Annotated in this window: 16 protein-coding genes; 13 read left to right on the top strand and 3 right to left on the bottom strand. The window is 59.2% G+C overall.

The genetic code is table 11. The features are described 5' to 3' along the window. Window positions 1–18 precede the first annotated feature (18 nt). The 8 genes from VE934_RS11880 to VE934_RS11845 all read left to right on the top strand — a co-directional run bounded on the left by VE934_RS11880 (window position 19) and on the right by VE934_RS11845 (window position 10,594). Window positions 19–1,551, top strand: a complete 1,533-nt coding sequence (locus tag VE934_RS11880) for an acyl-CoA carboxylase subunit beta (RefSeq protein ID WP_324887708.1) — start codon at window positions 19–21, stop codon at window positions 1,549–1,551. 116 nt (window positions 1,552–1,667) lie between these two features. Further along, entirely contained in the window at window positions 1,668–2,597 is a 930-nt protein-coding gene (locus VE934_RS11875; protein WP_324887706.1) for an alpha/beta hydrolase, read from the top strand. Then, a complete protein-coding gene (locus tag VE934_RS11870; protein WP_324887704.1) occupies window positions 2,590–4,638 on the top strand; it encodes an acetyl/propionyl/methylcrotonyl-CoA carboxylase subunit alpha in 2,049 nt (682 codons plus the stop codon). Before VE934_RS11875 ends, VE934_RS11870 begins: the two co-directional genes overlap by 8 nt. A gap of 130 nt (window positions 4,639–4,768) precedes the next feature. Continuing rightward, a complete protein-coding gene (locus tag VE934_RS11865; protein ID WP_324887702.1) occupies window positions 4,769–5,248 on the top strand; it encodes a VOC family protein in 480 nt (159 codons plus the stop codon). A gap of 96 nt (window positions 5,249–5,344) precedes the next feature. Then, window positions 5,345–7,231, top strand: coding sequence for an FAD-dependent oxidoreductase (locus tag VE934_RS11860; RefSeq protein WP_324887700.1), 1,887 nt, complete (start codon window positions 5,345–5,347; stop codon window positions 7,229–7,231). Continuing rightward, window positions 7,228–9,072: a 2-oxoacid:acceptor oxidoreductase subunit alpha gene (locus VE934_RS11855; RefSeq protein WP_324887698.1), complete on the top strand. Its 1,845-nt coding sequence runs from the start codon at window positions 7,228–7,230 to the stop codon at window positions 9,070–9,072. Before VE934_RS11860 ends, VE934_RS11855 begins: the two co-directional genes overlap by 4 nt. Next, window positions 9,069–10,124, top strand: coding sequence for a 2-oxoacid:ferredoxin oxidoreductase subunit beta (locus VE934_RS11850; protein ID WP_324887696.1), 1,056 nt, complete (start codon window positions 9,069–9,071; stop codon window positions 10,122–10,124). Before VE934_RS11855 ends, VE934_RS11850 begins: the two co-directional genes overlap by 4 nt. 29 nt (window positions 10,125–10,153) lie before the next feature. Further along, window positions 10,154–10,594 (top strand): cyclic nucleotide-binding/CBS domain-containing protein, encoded by a 441-nt coding sequence (locus VE934_RS11845; RefSeq protein ID WP_324887695.1) that lies wholly within the window; start codon window positions 10,154–10,156, stop codon window positions 10,592–10,594. An 8-nt stretch (window positions 10,595–10,602) separates the two neighbouring features. Here VE934_RS11845 and VE934_RS11840 read toward each other — a convergent pair whose 3' ends face one another. Both VE934_RS11840 and VE934_RS11835 read right to left on the bottom strand, forming a co-directional pair. After that, window positions 10,603–11,223: an electron transport complex subunit RsxB gene (locus VE934_RS11840; RefSeq protein ID WP_324887693.1), complete on the bottom strand. Its 621-nt coding sequence runs from the start codon at window positions 11,221–11,223 to the stop codon at window positions 10,603–10,605. Continuing rightward, complete coding sequence (locus tag VE934_RS11835; protein ID WP_324887691.1) at window positions 11,220–12,590, bottom strand: polyhydroxyalkanoate depolymerase; 1,371 nt, start codon at window positions 12,588–12,590, stop codon at window positions 11,220–11,222. Before VE934_RS11835 ends, VE934_RS11840 begins: the two co-directional genes overlap by 4 nt. A 230-nt stretch (window positions 12,591–12,820) precedes the next feature. Between VE934_RS11835 and ygiD the strand changes: the two genes are divergently transcribed. Together ygiD and VE934_RS11825 are read left to right on the top strand one after the other, a co-directional pair. Continuing rightward, the gene (ygiD, locus tag VE934_RS11830; RefSeq protein WP_324887689.1) at window positions 12,821–13,672 is read left to right on the top strand and encodes a 4,5-DOPA dioxygenase extradiol; all 852 of its coding nucleotides are present in this window, start codon (window positions 12,821–12,823) and stop codon (window positions 13,670–13,672) included. 25 nt (window positions 13,673–13,697) lie between these two features. Next, the gene (locus VE934_RS11825) at window positions 13,698–14,087 is read left to right on the top strand and encodes a nuclear transport factor 2 family protein (protein ID WP_324887687.1); all 390 of its coding nucleotides are present in this window, start codon (window positions 13,698–13,700) and stop codon (window positions 14,085–14,087) included. A gap of 77 nt (window positions 14,088–14,164) precedes the next feature. Here VE934_RS11825 and VE934_RS11820 read toward each other — a convergent pair whose 3' ends face one another. After that, the gene (locus VE934_RS11820) at window positions 14,165–15,361 is read right to left on the bottom strand and encodes an amino acid aminotransferase (protein WP_324887685.1); all 1,197 of its coding nucleotides are present in this window, start codon (window positions 15,359–15,361) and stop codon (window positions 14,165–14,167) included. A 171-nt stretch (window positions 15,362–15,532) separates the two neighbouring features. On the opposite strand from VE934_RS11820, the gene uvrB reads away from it, so the two are divergent. The 3 genes from uvrB to VE934_RS11805 all read left to right on the top strand — a co-directional run. Beyond that, window positions 15,533–17,638, top strand: coding sequence for an excinuclease ABC subunit UvrB (gene uvrB / locus VE934_RS11815; protein ID WP_324887683.1), 2,106 nt, complete (start codon window positions 15,533–15,535; stop codon window positions 17,636–17,638). Between the two features lie 230 nt (window positions 17,639–17,868). Then, window positions 17,869–18,405, top strand: coding sequence for a Fe-S cluster assembly transcriptional regulator IscR (iscR, locus tag VE934_RS11810; protein ID WP_324887681.1), 537 nt, complete (start codon window positions 17,869–17,871; stop codon window positions 18,403–18,405). Between the two features lie 80 nt (window positions 18,406–18,485). Next, a partial coding sequence (locus VE934_RS11805) for an aminotransferase class V-fold PLP-dependent enzyme (RefSeq protein ID WP_324887679.1) occupies window positions 18,486–18,873 on the top strand: 388 nt, incomplete at its 3' end.

Here is an 18,873-nt window from a genome sequence, read left to right as displayed (position 1 = left end):
TTGAGAGAGAAACAAACCATGCAAGACATTCTTGAACAACTGGAAAAAAAGCGCGCAGCGGCCCGTCTGGGCGGTGGTGAAAAGCGCATTGCCGCCCAACATGCGAAAGGCAAGCTGACAGCACGCGAGCGGCTCGAGTTGCTTCTCGACGAAGGCACGTTCGAAGAGTGGGACATGTTTGTAGAACACCGCTGCACTGACTTCGGCATGCAGGACAACCGTCCGCCCGGTGATGGTGTGGTCACCGGCTACGGCATGATCAACGGCCGCCTGGTGTTTGTCTTCAGCCAGGACTTCACCGTCTTCGGCGGTGCGCTCAGCGAGGCGCATGCGGAGAAAATCTGCAAGGTGATGGACCAGGCCATGAAGGTTGGTGCGCCTGTCATCGGTCTCAATGATTCAGGCGGCGCGCGGATCCAGGAAGGTGTGGCCTCGCTGGGCGGTTATGCCGATGTATTCCAGCGCAATGTCATGGCCTCGGGCGTGGTGCCGCAGATCAGCATGGTGATGGGCCCCTGCGCCGGCGGTGCCGTGTATTCGCCGGCCATGACCGACTTCATCTTCATGGTCAAGGACAGTTCGTACATGTTTGTCACGGGGCCCGAAGTGGTGAAGACAGTGACGCATGAGGAAGTGACGGCAGAAGAGCTTGGCGGCGCTACTACCCACACGACGCGCAGCGGCGTGGCCGACCTGGCCTTTGAAAACGATGTGGAGGCCCTGCTGATGCTGCGCCGGCTCTATAACTACCTGCCGTTGAACAACCGCGAGAAAGCGCCCATCCGTCCCAGCGCCGACCCCGCCGGCCGCATGGACCTGAGTCTGGACACTCTGGTGCCGGAGAACCCCAACAAACCCTACGACATGAAGGAGCTGATCGCCAAGACGGTGGACGATGGCGACTTTTTCGAGATCCAGCCCGAGTACGCCAAAAACATCATCATTGGTTTTGCCCGGATGGAGGGGCAGACGGTGGGCATCGTCGCCAACCAACCCCTGGTGCTGGCTGGTTGCCTGGACATCAAGAGCAGCATCAAGGCTGCGCGTTTTGTGCGCTTTTGTGACGCCTTCAATATCCCGGTGATCACCTTTGTCGATGTGCCCGGTTTCATGCCCGGCACCAGCCAGGAGTACGGCGGCATCATCAAACACGGTGCCAAGCTGCTGTATGCGTATGCCGAATGCACCGTGCCAAAAATCACCGTGATCACGCGCAAAGCTTATGGCGGGGCTTACGACGTGATGGCTTCCAAGCATCTGCGTGGCGACGTCAATTTCGCCTGGCCCAATGCAGAGATCGCCGTGATGGGCGCCAAGGGCGCGGTCGAGATCATCTTCCGAGAAGACAAGGGCGACCCGGTCAAGCTCGCCGCGAAAGAGGCGGAGTACAAGGCGCGTTTTGCGAATCCTTTTGTCGCCGGTGCGCGTGGCTTTATTGACGACGTGATCCTGCCACATGAAACGCGCAAACGTATTTGCCGCTCGCTGGTGATGCTCAAGGATAAAAAGCTTGAAAACCCTTGGCGCAAGCACGGAAATATTCCGCTTTGATCTGTCATTGCGGACTCGATCCGCAATCCATCTTCCGATGACTACACATTGCCAACCACACAAACAGCCTGGATGCCGGATCAAGTCCGGCATGACAAGATGTTGAGCAAACCAACATGGCTACCCAAATGCTGAGCGCACGCCTGGACCATTGGCTCGCTGCGCGGGCGCTGGCTGGTGCCCGGCAAGTGAGCGTCGCTCCCGCCTTTCAAGAAGTCCGCACTGCGCTGGGCGGGTTGCGAGTCACCGATACCGCTGGCTCCGGGCCGGTGGTGGTGTTTGTGCCGGACGGCCCCAATGTGGTTGAGCATTACGACGGTTTGATTCGGCGGCTGTCTTCGTCATGTCGGGTGGTGTGTTTTGACATGCCGGGTTTTGGCTTTTCACTTCCAGCTACGTCTTATACCCATTCGCTGGACCAAGGTGCGCAGGCTGTTCTGGAAGTGCTTGATCACCTGAACATCCCCCGGGCCACGCTCGCCTTTAGTTGTGCCAACGGGTTTTATGCTCTGCGCGCGGCGCGGCTGGCGCCCGACAAAATCTCTGGCCTTGTGCTGTCGCAAACTCCGTCACTTCAGGCCATGCATGCCTGGACAGCGCGCGTGGTTCCCGCACCGCTCAAGATTCCTGTGCTTGGTCAATGGCTGGGTTGGTTGCTGCGCACGCGTGCAGCCGCCAGCTGGTACCGCGTGGCGCTGCCCCGGGGTACTGACGCATCGATTTTTCACGACCTTGGTTTGAACGCTTTGCGCTGCGGCGCCTGTTTCAGTCTGGCTGGGGTGGTGCAGGGCCTGCTCAGGGAATCCGTCACTGCGCTCGACGGTGTCATGGTGCCGTGTACGGTCATCTGGGGAGGTAAGGACCGGTCGCATCGGGTGACCGACCCCCGCTCCGTGCTGGAGATCGTTCCGCATGCCGAGCTCATAACATTCGACGAATGCGGGCATTTCCCCGATCTGGAGAACTCGGCGCGTTACGCAGAGATCTTGCTGGAAAGAATTTCGCGGCAAGCCGCAACCCCTGTGATGGAGAAGACTGATGTTTGAAAAGATACTGATTGCAAATCGGGGTGAAATCGCCTGCCGCGTCATCCTGACGGCCCGCAAGATGGGCATCAAAACTGTTGCGGTGTACTCCGACGCCGACAAGGATGCGCGCCATGTTGAGCTGGCGGACGAAGCCGTCAACATCGGCCCTGCCCCCAGCCGCGACAGCTATTTGCAGGCCGACAAAATCATTGCCGCCTGCAAACAGACCGGCGCGCAGGCGGTGCATCCCGGTTATGGCTTCCTCAGCGAGAACGCCGGTTTTGCCAAGCGGGTCGAGGAAGAGGGCATTGTGTTCATCGGCCCCAAGCATTATTCGATTGCCGCCATGGGCGACAAGATTGAATCGAAAAAGCTGGCCGGTGCGGCGGGGGTCAACTGCATTCCGGGCGTTAACGACGCAATTGAAACGGCCGAGAAGGCTGTCGAGATTGCCAAGGGCATTGGTTACCCGGTGATGATCAAGGCTTCGGCTGGCGGCGGCGGCAAGGGCCTGCGTGTGGCTTTCAACGACAAGGAAGCGCTCGAAGGTTTCACCAGTTGCCGCAACGAGGCGCGCAACAGCTTCGGTGATGACCGCGTGTTCATTGAAAAGTTTGTCGAAGAACCGCGCCACATCGAAATCCAGCTCATGGGCGACAGCCACGGCAACGTGATTTATCTTAATGAGCGCGAATGCTCCATCCAGCGGCGCCATCAGAAAGTGATTGAAGAAGCGCCGTCACCCTTCATCAGCGATGCGACGCGCAAGGCCATGGGCGAGCAGGCCGTGGCGCTGGCCAAAGCCGTGAAATACGAGAGCGCCGGCACGGTGGAGTTTGTGGTCGGCAAGGACCAAAGCTTTTACTTTCTGGAGATGAACACCCGTCTGCAGGTGGAGCACCCGGTGACCGAGTGCATCACCGGGCTGGACCTGGTGGAGCTGATGATCCGCGTGGCAGCCGGTGAAAAGCTGGCTCTTGCGCAAAAGGATGTGCAGCGCAATGGCTGGGCGATGGAGTGCCGCATCAATGCTGAAGACCCGTTTCGCAGCTTCTTGCCCAGCACGGGCAGACTGGTGCGCTTTCAGCCACCCAAGCAGACCATGTTTGCGGCAGACACCTCCCAACCGATGGGCGTGCGCGTCGACACTGGCGTGCAGGATGGCGGCGAGATCCCAATGTTTTATGACTCCATGATCGCCAAGCTGATCGTGCATGGCAAAGACCGGCTGGACGCGATTGCCAAAATGCGCGAGGCGCTCAATGGATTTGTGATCCGTGGTATTTCCAGCAACATTCCCTTTCAGGCCGCATTGCTTGCGCACCCCAAGTTTGTGTCCGGGGATTTCAACACGGGGTTTATTGCGGAGAACTACAGCCAGGGCTTTCATGCTGAAGACGTGCCTCATGACGACCCGGGCTTTTTGGTGGCACTGGCGGCGTACGTCAACCGCCGCATGTTGGGCCGCGCCGCGGGGATCAGCGGCCAGTTGCCGGGACATGGCGTGACGGTGGGTGAGGCTTTTACCGTCATTAACCTGGGCGCTGGCGGGAAAAACACCGCGCACCCGGTGACCGTTCGGGACTATCAAGCCCAATCAGGCTCCAGCCGAGTAGATACGGGCGAAAGCAGCTATGAAATTTGTAGCAGTTGGCACCTCGGCGGGGCGCGCATACGGGGAACGGTCAATGGGCAGCCATTTGCGGCCCAGGTGGAGCGGGGTGTGGGCAAGAATCCCCTGGCAATTCGTATCGCGCACAACGGCACACGTCTGGACGCACTCGTGTTGACGCCGCGTGCGGCCGAGCTGCACGCCCTGATGCCTTACAAGGCACCCCCGGACATGAGCCGCTATGTCCTGTCCCCCATGCCGGGCTTGCTGGTAGACGTTGCCGTACAGGTGGGCCAGAAAGTGCAGGCCGGGGAACGTGTTGCGGTGATTGAGGCCATGAAGATGGAAAACGTGCTGTTTGCAGCAGCAGATGGCGTGGTTGGCAAGGTGCTGGCGGCCAAAGGCGAATCACTCACCGTGGACCAGCCGATTGTGGAGTTTGTTTGATGTGGCCCCCACGGTCGCTCGCTTCGCGTAGCTCCCTGCCCCCCGAGGGGGCCGCTGCGCCTGCGGCCCGGCAAAGCCGGTTCCGCGGCCCCGGCTTGAAAAGAACTCCCGTGCGTTTGTGAGGAATCATATGATGCGTCCCTTTAAAGTCCTGGGCATCCAGCAAATCGCTATAGGCGGTACCGATAAGACCCGCCTGCAAAAACTCTGGGTCGAGATGCTGGGCCTGGAAGTGACCGGCAATTTCGTCAGTGAGCGCGAGAACGTGGACGAAGATATCTGCGCCATCGGTAGCGGCCCGTTCAAGGTCGAGGTCGATTTGATGCAACCCCTGGATGTTGAAAAAAAGCCGGCCGTGCACACCACCCCACTGAACCACGTGGGTCTGTGGATTGACGACTTGCCGGCGGCCGTTGAATGGCTGAGTGCCAGGGGCGTGCGCTTTGCACCGGGCGGCGTTAGGCGCGGGGCGGCGGGCTTTGACATCTGCTTTCTGCATCCCAAGGCCAATGAGGAGTTCCCGATCGCCGGAGAGGGCGTGTTGATTGAATTGGTGCAGGCACCGACCGAGGTGATCACTGCCTTTGCACGGTTGCAGGCGCAACACTGAGGGATTCACCCGAGAGCGCTTGGCGGCGGGCGGGGCGTAAACTGGTCGGGCCTCTTGGCCGCCCGTGCGGTGCAGCAGGGGGCAAGGAGACCGCACTTGCAGCCAACCAACGTAGCCAAGCCGTCGTGCTTCCACAAAGTCGTCGATTGCCAGTGGGCTTGCCCGGCCCACACTCCCGTACCTGAATACATACGCCTGATTGGCCAGGGTCGCTACAGCGATGCCTACATGGTCAACTGGGTGTCCAACGTCTTTCCCGGCATTCTGGGCCGCACCTGCGACAGGCCCTGCGAACCGGCTTGCCGGCGCACGCGGGTGGAAGAGGGCGGCAACGAGCAACCAGAACCGGTCGCCATTTGCCGCCTCAAGCGGGTCGCGGCGGATATGAAAACTGACGTCAGCCAGCGCATGCCCAAGCTGTCGCCCAAAAACGGAAAGCGCATCGCCTGCATAGGTGCCGGTCCGGCATCGCTGACGGTGGCGCGCGACCTGGCGCCGCTGGGCTATGAGGTGACGGTTTTTGACGGCGAGGCCAAGGCCGGTGGTTTCATCCGCACCCAGATTCCGCGTTTTCGCTTGCCGGAGTCTGTGATTGACGAAGAAACCGGCTACATCCTGGACTTGGGCGTGCAGTTCGAAAGTGGTCAGCGTATCGAGTCGATGAAAGGTCTGCTTGCCGACGAAACCGGCGGTGGGTATGACGCGGTTTTTGTCGGCTGCGGCGCTCCGCGCGGACGCGATCTTGAACTGCCGGGCCGCAAGGAGATCACCGAGAACATCCATATCGGTATCGACTGGCTGGCCTCGGTGTCCTTCGGTCACATCACCAGCATCGGCAAGCGCGTCATTGTTCTGGGTGGCGGCAACACCGCGATGGACTGCTGCCGCTCGGCACGGCGCCTGGGCGGCACGGATGTGAAGGTGATTGTGCGCAGCGGTTTTGATGAGATGAAAGCGTCGCCCTGGGAAAAAGAAGATGCCCAGCACGAAGGCATTCCCATCATCAACTTTCATGTCCCCAAGTCTTTTGAACACACCAACGGCAAGCTCACCGGCATGCTGTTTGAGGTGGTTGAAGCGGTGTATGACGCGAAAGGCAAGCGCAAGCTGGTGCCGACCGGCCAGCCGAACGTGCTGGTCGAATGTGATGCGGTGCTGATTGCAGTGGGCCAGGAAAACGCCTTCCCCTGGATAGAACGTGACAGCGGCATCCAGTTTGACGAGTGGGGCCTGCCGGTGCTGGACAAGGTGAGCTTTCAGTCCACCGTGCCCCGCGTGTTTTTTGGTGGCGACTCGGCTTTTGGACCGAAGAACATCATCACCGCTGTGGCGCATGGCCACGAGGCAGCGGTGTCGATTGACCGCTTTCTCAATGGCGAAGACGTCGCCCGGCGTCCCGACCCCATGACCAACCTGATGTCCACCAAGATGGGCATTCATGAGTGGAGTTACGACAACGACACCTCCAACGATCCGCGTTTCAAAGTTCCCTGGGCCAAGGCTGAGGTGGCGCTGGCCAACATCCGGGTCGAGGTGGAGCTTGGTTTTGATGCCGCCACAGCCTTCAAGGAAGCGGGCCGGTGCCTGAACTGCGATGTGCAGACGGTATTTGCAGAGCCAGCTTGTATTGAGTGTGATGCCTGTGTGGATATCTGTCCCATGGACTGCATCACCTTTACCGCCAACGGAGATGAGGCCGAGCTGCGCACGCGTTTGAAAGCTCCGGCGCTGAACCTGGCGCAAGACCTCTATGTTTCGGGTAAGCTTAAAACCGGCAGGGTGATGGTGAAAGATGAAGATGTTTGCCTGCATTGCGGGCTGTGTGCCGAGCGTTGCCCCACCGGGGCCTGGGACATGCAGAAATTCTTGCTGAACACAACGCAGGCAGGGTCAGGGTCCCGCGATAAACCCGCTCACCCTGAGCCTGTCGAAGGGCTTCGACAGGCTCAGCCCGAACGGATGGGCGGGAGGGCGGCTGCATGAAAGCAAGAATCGAAGCGGTCAACGACTTTGTCATCAAGTTCGCCAACGTCAATGGTTCGGGCTCGGCCTCGGCCAACGAGCTGTTTGCCAAGGCCATATTGCGCATGGGAGTGCCGGTCAGCCCGCGCAATATCTTCCCCAGCAACATCCAGGGCCTGCCCACTTGGTATGAGGCCCGTGTCAGTGGTAAAGGCTACCAGGGTCGGCGCGGCGGCATCGACATGATGGTGGCGATGAACCCGCAAACTTGGGACGCCGATCTGGCCGAGCTGGAGCCGGGCGGTTATCTCTTTTACGACAGCACGCGGCCCTTGCCGTCTTCGAAATTTCGGGATGACATCCACGTCATCGGCATGCCGTTGACCGAGATTTGCAATGCTGTGTACAGCGACCCGCGTCAGCGCCAGTTGTTCAAGAACATCGTTTATGTAGGCGCGCTGTCGGTGTTGCTGGAGATAGAGCCCGAGGTTCTGGAAAAACTGTTTGGCGAACAGTACAAAGGCAAGGAAAAGCTGCTGGCTTCCAATGTGCAGGCGCTGCACCTAGGGCGGGATTTTGCAAAAGAACATTTGCAGGCGCCGCTGGGCATTCGGGTCCAGCGCAGCGACCAGGTGGGCGACAGGATTTTTGTGGATGGCAACAGCGCAGCGGCGCTGGGCTGCGTGTATGGCGGGGCCACCGTCGCCGCCTGGTACCCGATCACGCCCTCATCGTCGGTGGCGGAGGCCTTTCAGTCTTACTGCTCAAAGTTTCGGGTAGACCCGACGACGGGCAAGCACAACTACGCCATCGTTCAGGCAGAAGACGAAATTGCTTCCATCGGCATGGTGGTGGGGGCGGGGTGGAATGGCGCGCGTGCCTTCACAGCCACCTCCGGTCCCGGCGTGTCGCTGATGACCGAGTTCATAGGCCTGGCCTACTTCGCCGAGATCCCGGCCACCATCATCAACGTGCAACGCGGCGGGCCATCGACGGGCATGCCCACGCGCACCCAGCAGGCTGACCTGATCTCCTGCGCCTACGCGTCGCACGGCGACACCAAACACGTGATGCTGTTTCCCGAAGATCCGCATGAGTGTTTTGAACACTGCGCTGCTGCGCTGGACCTGGCAGAACGCTTGCAAACACCCATATTTGTCATGACCGACCTGGACATCGGCATGAACCAGCGCCTGTGCAAACCGTTTCAGTGGGATGACAGCCGCAGTTATGACCGCGGCAAGGTCATGAGCGCTGAAGATCTGGAGGCTGGCAAGGACTTTGGCCGCTACAAGGATGTCGATGGTGACGGTATCCCCTGGCGAACCTTGCCCGGCACACATCCGAACAAGGGCAGCTATTTCACCCGGGGCACCACGCGTAATGCCTATGCGCAGTATTCGGAGCGCGGGCCGGACTACATCTACAACGTCGAACGGCTGCTGAAAAAGTTTGCAACGGCGGCCACGCTGGTGCCGCAACCGGTGCTGCGCCCCGCAGTGGAAAAGACGCCGCTGGGTGTGATTTATTTCGGTTCCACCAGCCCGGCCATGAACGAGGCGCTTGATGTGTTGACCGAGGCGGGTATCTATCTGGATGCCATGCGTCTGCGGGCCTTTCCGTTTCCGGCCAGCGTGAAGGAATTCATCGCTGCGCATGACAAGGTGTTTGTGGTCGAGCAAAACCGCGATGCTCAAATGCACAACCTGCTGGTCAACGAGCTGGATGTGAACCCGGCGCAACTGGTTCGGGTTTTGCACTTCGACGGTACGCCCATCACGGCCCGGTTTATCACCCGGGCCATCACGCAGCAGGTTCAGGCAGCCGCGCCACAAGCCAAGGTCAAGGAGCAGGCGTTATGACTTATCTCGCCAAACCCAGGCTTCATCATCCATCGCTGACCGTCAACAAGGTCGGCTACACCCGGCGCGACTACGAAGGGAAAATTTCGACCCTGTGCGCCGGCTGCGGGCATGACTCGATCTCCGCCGCCATCATTCAGGCCTGCTGGGAGCTGGACATCGCGCCGCACCGTGTTGCCAAGCTGTCGGGCATAGGCTGCAGCTCCAAGACGCCGGACTATTTTCTGGGTGCCTCGCATGGCTTTAACACGGTCCATGGCCGCATGCCCTCGGTCTTGACCGGTGCCAACCTCGCCAACCGTGATCTGCTGTACCTGGGTGTGTCGGGCGACGGCGACTCGGCATCGATTGGTCTGGGTCAGTTTGCCCATGCGATGCGGCGCGGTGTCAACATGGTCTACATCGTCGAGAACAACGGTGTGTACGGGCTGACCAAGGGCCAGTTTTCCGCCACAGCCGACCAGGGATCCAAAAGCAAGAAGGGCGTGGTCAACAGTGACAGCTCGCTCGACTTGGTGGCTATGGCGCTGCAGTTGGGCGCAACCTATGTGGCGCGCAGCTTTTCAGGCGACAAGGCGCAACTGGTGCCGCTGATCAAGGGCGCCATCGGGCACGGCGGTGCGGCGTTTGTTGACGTTATCAGTCCCTGCGTGGCTTTTAACAACCATGCCGGAAGCACCAAAAGTTATGACTACGTGCGTGAGCACAACGAGGCGGTCAGCCGCATTGACTTCATCAGTCCGCGTGACGAAATCACTGCCGTCTATGAGCCCGGCGAAGTGATTGAAGTGCAGCAGCACGACGGCGTCAGTTTGCGCCTGCGCAAGCTGCACGCCGACTACGACCCTACCAACAGGTATACCGCGCTGAATTACATGAATACCCATCAGGCGCGTGGTGAAGTGGTGACCGGCTTGCTTTACCTTGATCCACTGGTTACCGACATGCATGTGGCGCTGAACACCAGCGAGACGCCACTGAACAGTATGGGTGCCGGTCAACTGTGCCCGGGCTCCAAAACCCTGGACAAGCTGAACGCATCCCTGCGCTGAATTTTTTCGTGAGACAACAGGAGGCGACCATGGCCGAACGTACAGTCTTTCAATCGACCCCACGCCGGCATCTGGTCAGCCTGGCGCCGCAGGCCAGTGTCTGGGAGGCGGCCTGCGTCATGACCAAGGCCGGCTGCGGCAGCGTCCTCATCATTGATGCGGGGGGCGCCATGCTGGGCATACTGACTGAGCGCGACCTGATGACCCGGGTTCTGGCCAGAGCGCTGAACGCCGAAAAAACGCCTGTGTCGGACGTGATGACGCATAACCCGCGCTGCGTACCGCCGGAGATGACCGTGTCAGACGCGGTGGTCATCATGCTGGAGCGCGGCTTCCGGCATTTGCCGGTGGTGGCAGGGGACGGGAAAATCCTGGGCGTTTTTTCTGCGCGCGACGCCTTGCCGCGCGAAATCGACAATGCCTTCAGTCTGGCCGAATTCCGCGATTCGGTGAACGACGCGCTGGGTTAGCGCTTGCCTCAGTTGCGCTTGTCGCGCGCGCGGGCGAGGGCGGCCTCGATCACACTGCGCTTTTTGTCCTGCATTTCATCGGTTGTTGGCTCTGGCGGCGATTCTTCAAGCGTTTTTGGCACTTTGCCCAGGTTGTTCCTGCGTCTATCGCTATGAATTTCATAGCGTGCCAAAGCTTCGTCAGCCTGATCCGTTGACCACGCGCTCCACCCGGTGCGGTCGCCGGTAACGTTTTCAAGACTGATGCAGTCGACAGGGCAAACCGGAATACAGAGTTCGCAACCGGTGCAATGGGGCTCCATCACCGTGTGCATGAGCTTGTTGCTGCCCACGATGGCGTCGGTCGGGCAGGCGTCCAGACACAGGGTGCAACCAATGCACCAGGCTTCGTCAATGATGGCCACCGCGCGCGGACCCTCAAGGCCGTTGGCAGGATTCAAAGGCTGTGGCGGCAGGCCTGTGACGCTGGCGAGCCGTGCGACGCCTTCAGCGCCGCCAGGCGGGCACTGGTTGATGTCCGCGTCGCCACCCGCAATGGCCTGCGCATAGGCCGCGCAATCGGGGTAACCGCAGCGCGTGCACTGGGTTTGGGGCAGGGCCGCGTGAATGCGGCCGGGCAGCCCGTTCACTTGGGCTTTGCAGCCTTTGTTGGGGCCTTCTTTACAGCCTTCTGTACGGCCTTCTTGGGAGCCAGGCGCGAGTTGCTGGCAGCAACGGCTGCCTGTAGTGAATCCGGATGGTGAGCGGCGATAAACGCCTTGACTTGCGGATACACGATGTCGCGCCAGCGGCGGCCGCTGAAGATGCCGTAGTGACCGGCGCCCTTGACTTCCAGGTGCTTCTGACGAGCCTTGGGCACGTTGTAGCAAAGGCCATGCGCGGCCTGGGTCTGGCCAGAGCCGGAGATGTCGTCCAGCTCGCCCTCGATGGTGAAATGCGCCGTGGTCTTGATGTCTTCCGGGCGCACTCGTTCCATCTTGCCACTGGTGGAGCGCACGTCCCATGTGCCGTTGACCAGCTTGAATTCCTGAAAAACAGTCTTGATGGTGTCCAGGTAGTATTCAGCGTCCATGTCCAGCACGGCGTTGTACTCGTCGTAAAACTTGCGGTGTGCCTCGGTGCTAACGTCGTCGCCCTTGATCAGGTCTTTGAAAAAGTCATAGTGGCTGTTGGCATGGCGGTCGGGGTTCATGGCCACAAAACCGGTGTGCTGCAAAAAGCCGGGGTACACCCGGCGGCCAGCACCCGGGAAGTTGCTGGGCACCCGGTAAATCACATTGTTTTCAAACCACTCAAAGCTCTTGTTCATGGCAAGGTTGTTGACGGACGTCGGCGATTTGCGTGCATCAATCGGGCCGCCCATCATGGTCATGCTCAGGGGCGTCAATTCCTTGCGGCTGGCCATCAGCGACACGGCTGCCAGCACTGGTACTGTCGGCTGACAAACACTGATGACATGGCAATTTCCATAGATACCCTGCAGGTGGCGAATGAACTCCTGCACGTAGTTGACGTAGTCGTCCAGATTGAACGAGCCGTCTGACAGTGGCACCAGGCGGGCGTTTTTCCAGTCGGTGATGTAGACCTTGTGGTCCTTGAGCATGGTCTTGACCGTGTCGCGCAGCAGGGTGGCGTAGTGGCCAGACAGCGGCGCAACGATGAGAACAGCAGGTTCGCCCTTGAGCTTGGTCAGCGTGGCCGGATCATCGGTAAAGCGCTTGAAGCGGCGCAGCTCGCAAAAAGGCTTGTCCAGCTCCACGCGTTCATGGATGGCGATGTTGATTCCGTCAACATCCACGGTGGTGATGTCGAAATTTGGCTTTTCGTAGTCCTTGCCGAGACGGTAAATCAGGCTGTAGCCCGCTGCAACGCGCTGTGCGAGTGGATTTTGACTGAAAGGGGACTGAGGGTTGTTGTAAAGCTTGGCGGCTGCCTGGGCAAAATCGACAAACGGCTCCATCAGGGACCGCTGGGTTTCATAGACTTGATACAGCATGGCTTAACCTTTTGTGACACGGATATGTTGCAGTGCAGCAAATAATAACAGGTGTGCATATTATTTTCTGGAGGGCAAACACCAATACAGGCGTCCGCTTTTTGCCCGGTTTGCAAGTTTCGTGAAAGCTTGACTGCTGCGGGCGGGGCGGCCTCTTGCTTTTACCCAATGTGTCGACAGCTGCCAATCTTCTCCTCCTGTCTAATCAAACCCCTGTAAGAGGAAAGTTCATGATCGACACAAGCCGCGCCGTTACACCAGACCTTCTGAGCTCGCTGGAGAAAACTGACCGCATGCCGGTCATGTTTCTCGGCCACGGCAGTCCCATGAACGCGATTGGTGACAACGAATACCGGCGCAGCTGGCAGGCGCTGGGCACGCAATTTGGGGGCAAGTACCCGCCGCCGCAGCTGATCTTGTGCATCTCGGCCCACTGGCTCACGGAGGGCTGGTGGCTGACGGCCATGGACATGCCCAAAACCATCCACGATTTTGGCGGCTTCCCGCAGGAGCTGTTTGACCAGCAATACCCGGCGCCTGGCGCGCCTGGCGCCGCACGTGGCATCAGCCAGGTGGTGCGTCAGCGCGCCTCTGCGCCCCTGGGCCTGGATATGGAGTGGGGGCTGGACCACGGCAGTTGGGCAGTGCTGAAACCCATGTTTCCCGAGGCCGACATACCAGTTGTCCAGCTGAGCATGGACTACAGCCGTCCACCATCCGACCACTACGCGCTGGCCCAGCAGCTCAAAGCCTTGCGTGAGCGCGGCGTGCTGATCGTGGGTAGCGGCAACATCGTGCACAACCTGCGCGAGATGCAGCGCGGCGCCGCAGGCAACCAGGCCTTTGACTGGGCGCTGGAGTTTGACCAGACCACAGGCGGCTACATCCAGCAGGGCAATCTGGATGCGCTGCAGAACTTCCAGAAGCTGGGCCAGTTGGCAAAGATGGCGCACCCGACGCACGAGCATTACCTGCCATTGCTATACGCCGCCGGCGCGGTGGAGGCGGGCGAGCAGCCGCACTTTTTCAACACGAGTTTTCAGATGGGCGCCATCTCCATGCGCTCGGTGGTTTGGGGTTAAGCTGGGCCGAATCGAAGGAGTATTCATGCCCAGCCGTCAGACCGTTCAGGACTTCATCGCGCTTGTTGAACAAGGCAAATATGTCGAAGCGATTGAACAGTTTTATGCGCCAGACGCCACCATGCAGGAAAACAGCGAGCCGCCGCGCCGCGGCCGGGATGTGCTGCTCGCTTATGAACGCGCCGTCATCGCAGCCTGCAGCGCCATGCGAACCCTGCCTGTTGATTCCTGGCTGGTCGACGGCGACTTTGTGGTGATCCACTGGGTATTTGAGTTCACCCGCCTTTCAGGCAAAACCATGCGCATCGACGAGTTGTCCCACCAGCGCTGGCAGGGCGAGAAAATTGTGGAGGAGCGTTTTTTCTACGACCCCGTTGCCGCGGTGGCAGACCAGGATGAGGACTCTTTGCTATAAATAGAATAGCAAAGTATGACCATCCTTCAAGGGCGAAGTGCCGATTTCGTCACTCTCGCCGATGAAATGCCCGTTTTTTAGAGAACTTTGGCGATGGAAGCGCAGACGTGGCCAATGTTCTGGCTGTTGAGCGCAGCCACGCACATGCGGCCGGTGTCGGTGCCGTACACACCGAACTCGTTGCGCAGGCGCACCATCTGATCTTTGGACAGGCCCGAGTAGCTGAACATGCCGATTTGCGTGGTGATGAAGCTCATGTCTTCCTTCACGCCAGCTTCTTTCAGGCCGTCCACCAGCTTCTGGCGCATGGCCTTGATACGCACCCGCATTTCGCCGAGTTCTTTTTCCCACAGGGCACGCAGCTCTGGGTTGTTCAGCACATTGGCAACGACCGTTGCGCCGTGGATTTGCGGGTTGCTGTAGTTGGTACGGATCACCACCTTCATTTGCGACAACACGCGGTCTGCTTCTTCCTTGCTCTCGCACAGGACCGACAAGGCACCCACGCGTTCGCCGTACAGGCTGAAGCTTTTGGAGAAAGAGGTCGATACGAAGAAGGACAAGCCGGCCTCGACAAACTTGCCAATGACGGCTCCGTCTTCCTTGATGCCGTGGCCGAAGCCCTGGTAAGCCATGTCCAGAAAGGGTGTCAACTTGCGGGCCTTGACCGCGGCGACGACCTGATCCCACTGCGCCGCAGTGATGTCATAACCTGTGGGGTTGTGGCAGCAGGCGTGCAGGACAACGATGGTGCCCTCGGCTGCGCTGTTCAGGGCGGCCAGCATGCCTTCGAAATTGACGCCACGCTTGGCCGCGTCGTAGTAGGGGTAGCTTTCAACCGGGAAACCGGCTTGCATGAAAAGCGCGCGGTGGTTTTCCCAGCTTGGATCGCTGATCAGCACCTTGGCGTTGGGAGTCAGCTTTTTCAGGAAGTCGGCCCCAATCTTCAGGCCGCCGGTTCCGCCAATGCCCTGGGCGGTCGCCACGCGGCCGCTTTTGACGGGCTCGCTGTCGGCGCCAAACACCAGGCCCTTGACGGCTGCGTCATAGGCAGCCACACCGTCCATGGGCAGGTAGCCACGGGGTTTGGGTGACTCCATCATGGCCTTCTCCGCGACCTGCACGCACTGCAACAGTGGCAGCTTGCCTTTGTCGTCGTAATACACGCCAACGCCAAGATTGACCTTGGCCGGGTTGGTGTCGGCGTTGAATTGCTCGTTCAGACCCAATATGGGATCACGGGGAGCCATCTCGACGGCGGTAAAAAGCGACATGTAAATCCTCTAGTAGAAGGGTGGTTATTGTTTTTCCGGCCTTGCTGACCGGGTGTAACGCGGGTGTTACGCAAACATTCGGGAGATCCGCCGCCTATGGAGCCGCGTGCCGCCCAAATGTCGTATTCTGTTTGGTTGCCCCGATTTTAACGGGCCAGGATTGAGTTTTATATGCCAGAACTGATTGAAGTCATGCCCGACACCCCTGCCCCCTCTGCCGCAGGGGAGTTTGTGCGTTTCCCTGATTCGCCGTTTGAGCTTTTCATGCCTTACCCACCGGCTGGCGATCAACCGGTGGCGATCAATCAGCTGGTTGAAGGGCTTAACGATGGCGAAGTTTTTCAGACCCTTCTGGGCGTGACCGGCTCAGGCAAGACCTACACCATGGCCAACGTGATTGCGCGCATGGGCCGGCCGGCCATTGTGTTTGCGCCCAACAAGACGCTTGCCGCGCAGTTGTACAGCGAGTTCCGTGAGTTCTTCCCGAAGAACGCAGTGGAATACTTCGTGAGCTACTACGACTACTACCAGCCCGAGGCCTACGTTCCCCAGCGCGACCTTTTCATTGAAAAAGACTCGGCCATCAACGAGCACATCGAGCAGATGCGCCTCTCGGCCACCAAAAGCGTTCTGGAGCGGCGCGACACCATCATCGTAGGCACGGTTAGCGCGATCTACGGTATTGGCGCGCCGGAAGATTACACGCAGATGCGTTTTATCGCGCGCAGTGGAGACAAGATGAATCAACGCGATGTGATTTCTCGCCTGATTCGCATGCAGTACGCGCGCAACGACCAGGACTTTGCACGCGGCACTTTCAGGGTCCGTGGCGAAGTGATCGATGTGTTTCCCGCAGAACATTCTGAGCTGGCGATTCGCATAGAACTCTTTGACGACGAGATCGAGTCGCTTCAGTTATTTGACCCACTGACCGGACGCATTCGGCAGAAAGTCCCGCGTTTTGTGGTGTACCCCAAGAGTCATTACGTGACGCCGCGCGACAAGGTCATGACTGCCGTGGAAACCATCAAGCTGGAATTGTCGGAGCGCGTCAAGCAGTTTGTGAGTGAGGGCAAGCTGGTTGAAGCCCAGCGGATTGAACAACGCACCCGGTTTGATCTGGAGATGCTGACCGAAATCGGTCATTGCAAGGGCATTGAAAACTACACCCGCCATTTGAGTGGTGCGCCTCCCGGCTCGCCGCCGTCAACACTGTGCGACTACCTGCCCAAGGACGCCTTGATGTTTCTTGATGAGAGCCACGTCATGATTGGCCAACTGAGCGCCATGTACAACGGCGACCGCGCGCGCAAGACCACGCTGGTGGAATACGGTTTTCGTTTGCCGAGTGCGCTGGACAACCGTCCGCTGAAGTTTGAAGAGTTTGAATCCAAGATGCGTCAGGCCGTGTTTGTATCAGCCACACCGGCTGCTTACGAGCAGGAGCACGCTGGTCAGGTGGTGGAGCAGTTGGTTCGGCCCACCGGGCTGGTGGACCCCGAAGTGGAGGTACGCCCCGCAACCCATCAGGTTGATGACGTGTTGCAGGAAATTCGTATCCGCGTGGACAAGAGTGAACGTGTGCTGATCACCACCCTGACCAAACGCATGGCCGAGCAGCTGACCGACTATTTAACGGATAACGGTGTCAAGGTGCGTTATCTGCACAGCGATGTGGACACCGTCGAACGCGTGGAAATCCTGCGCGATCTCCGCCTGGGCACTTTTGATGTGCTGGTCGGCATCAACTTGCTGAGGGAGGGGCTGGACATCCCCGAGGTGAGCCTGGTGGCGATTCTTGACGCCGACAAGGAGGGCTTTCTGCGCTCCGAGCGCAGCCTGATCCAGACCATAGGCCGGGCCGCGCGGAACCTCAATGGACGCGCGATTTTGTATGCCGACAGGATCACGGACTCCATGAAAAAAGCCATGGACGAAACCGAGCGCCGCCGCAACAAGCAGATCGCCTTCAACCTGGAGCACGGCATCACCCCGCGCAGCATCGTCAAACGCATCAAGGACCTGATTGACGGCGTTTACAGTGAAAAATCGGGCAAGGAAGCGGAAAAACTGGAGATCCAGAAAGCGCTTGTAGAGGACATGAGCGAGAAAGACATCGCCCGGGAAATCAAGCGCCTGGAAAAACAAATGATTGAGCACGCCAAAAATCTGGAGTTTGAAAAAGCGGCCCGGGTCCGCGATCAGTTGCATGCGCTCAAGGCGCAGGCGTTTGGTGCGCCAGGGGTCGACAACATCCAGGCAGCGCCCCAGAGCTGAAGACCGCCGGGCCGTCGCGCTCCGGGGCTTCGCGGCATGCCCCCGGCCCGCCCGAAAACCGGATTTCAGTTATACTTGACGAAAACAGTCAAGATCAAGCGAAAAAATAGCAAGACTGAGTACCAGCAAGGCCGACCGGCCGGGGCGGGTGGAGAAAGAGTCCCTGTGAGCCACAAGCTTTTCAGGGTGAGCCAAACGACAGTCAAGCCAACTTTTTAAGGAGCTTGAAAATGCGCCTCACGACCAAAGGCCGCTTTGCGGTCACTGCGATGATTGACTTGGCCCTGCGCCAGAACAATGGTCCCGTTACCCTGGCTGCGATCAGTCAGCGCCAGCAAATTTCCCTGTCTTATCTCGAGCAGCTGTTCGGCAAATTGCGCCGTCACGAGCTGGTGGAGTCCACCCGGGGTCCTGGCGGCGGTTACACCCTGGGTCGCAAGGCTTCTGAAATCACGGTTGCCGACATTATTGTTTCGGTGGACGAGCCCATCGATTCCACCCAGTGTGGTGGCAAGGAAAACTGTCTCGGCGATGCCGGCCGTTGCATGACGCACGAGCTGTGGGCCTCGCTGAACAGCCGCATGGTTGAGTTTCTCGATTCCGTAAGCCTGCAAAAGCTGGTGGATGACCAGTTGGCCAAGGGTGTCGTTGTGGAAAACACGCCCATGGTCAAGAAAGCTATTTTTACCTCGCCCATCCCCAAGCCCGTTCGCGTCAATGCGCCTAATTCGGTGTTTGCACTGGGCAATGCGTTCTCCAAATCCTGATTGGATTTGATAGGCGCAAGCCTGAGAGCGTGTTTTTTTAAATGCTGCCAGCCAGCCTGTGAATTTGAAGAGCTAGCCACATGGAAACCCCACACTTCCCGATTTACATGGACTACAGCGCCACGAACCCGTGTGACCCACGGGTGGTAGACGCCATGATTCCATGGTTGCGTGAGCATTTCGGCAACCCGGCGTCCCGCAGCCACGCCTGGGGCTGGGAGGCTGAAGCGGCCGTCGAGAAGGCGCGTGAGCAAATCGCGGCGCTGATTGGCGCTGACCCGCGTGAAATCGTCTGGACCAGCGGCGCCACCGAGTCGAACAACCTTGCCCTCAAAGGCGCGGCCAATTTCTACAAGTCCAAGGGCAAACACATCATCACGGTCAAGACCGAGCACAAGGCTGTGCTCGATACCTGCCGTGAGCTGGAGCGTCAGGGATTTGAGGTGAGTTATCTGGACGTGCAAGCCG

The sequence above is a fragment of the Polaromonas sp. genome, from assembly GCF_035638815.1.
Classification (GTDB): domain Bacteria; phylum Pseudomonadota; class Gammaproteobacteria; order Burkholderiales; family Burkholderiaceae_C; genus Polaromonas.
Note: the sequence above shows the minus strand (reverse complement) of the source record. Positions and strands in the feature narration are given on the sequence as shown.

What these genes read in the sequence shown, in the direction of transcription:
- VE934_RS11880 (WP_324887708.1), top strand. Translation starts at nt 19, where the DNA reads ATGCAAGACATTCTTGAACAACTGGAAAAAAAGCGCGCAGCGGCCCGT.
- VE934_RS11875 (WP_324887706.1), top strand. Translation starts at nt 1,668, where the DNA reads ATGGCTACCCAAATGCTGAGCGCACGCCTGGACCATTGGCTCGCTGCG.
- VE934_RS11870 (WP_324887704.1), top strand. Translation starts at nt 2,590, where the DNA reads ATGTTTGAAAAGATACTGATTGCAAATCGGGGTGAAATCGCCTGCCGC.
- VE934_RS11865 (WP_324887702.1), top strand. Translation starts at nt 4,769, where the DNA reads ATGATGCGTCCCTTTAAAGTCCTGGGCATCCAGCAAATCGCTATAGGC.
- VE934_RS11855 (WP_324887698.1), top strand. Translation starts at nt 7,228, where the DNA reads ATGAAAGCAAGAATCGAAGCGGTCAACGACTTTGTCATCAAGTTCGCC.
- VE934_RS11850 (WP_324887696.1), top strand. Translation starts at nt 9,069, where the DNA reads ATGACTTATCTCGCCAAACCCAGGCTTCATCATCCATCGCTGACCGTC.
- VE934_RS11845 (WP_324887695.1), top strand. Translation starts at nt 10,154, where the DNA reads ATGGCCGAACGTACAGTCTTTCAATCGACCCCACGCCGGCATCTGGTC.
- VE934_RS11835 (WP_324887691.1), bottom strand. Translation starts at nt 12,590, where the DNA reads ATGCTGTATCAAGTCTATGAAACCCAGCGGTCCCTGATGGAGCCGTTT.
- ygiD (WP_324887689.1), top strand. Translation starts at nt 12,821, where the DNA reads ATGATCGACACAAGCCGCGCCGTTACACCAGACCTTCTGAGCTCGCTG.
- VE934_RS11825 (WP_324887687.1), top strand. Translation starts at nt 13,698, where the DNA reads ATGCCCAGCCGTCAGACCGTTCAGGACTTCATCGCGCTTGTTGAACAA.
- VE934_RS11820 (WP_324887685.1), bottom strand. Translation starts at nt 15,361, where the DNA reads ATGTCGCTTTTTACCGCCGTCGAGATGGCTCCCCGTGATCCCATATTG.
- uvrB (WP_324887683.1), top strand. Translation starts at nt 15,533, where the DNA reads ATGCCAGAACTGATTGAAGTCATGCCCGACACCCCTGCCCCCTCTGCC.
- iscR (WP_324887681.1), top strand. Translation starts at nt 17,869, where the DNA reads ATGCGCCTCACGACCAAAGGCCGCTTTGCGGTCACTGCGATGATTGAC.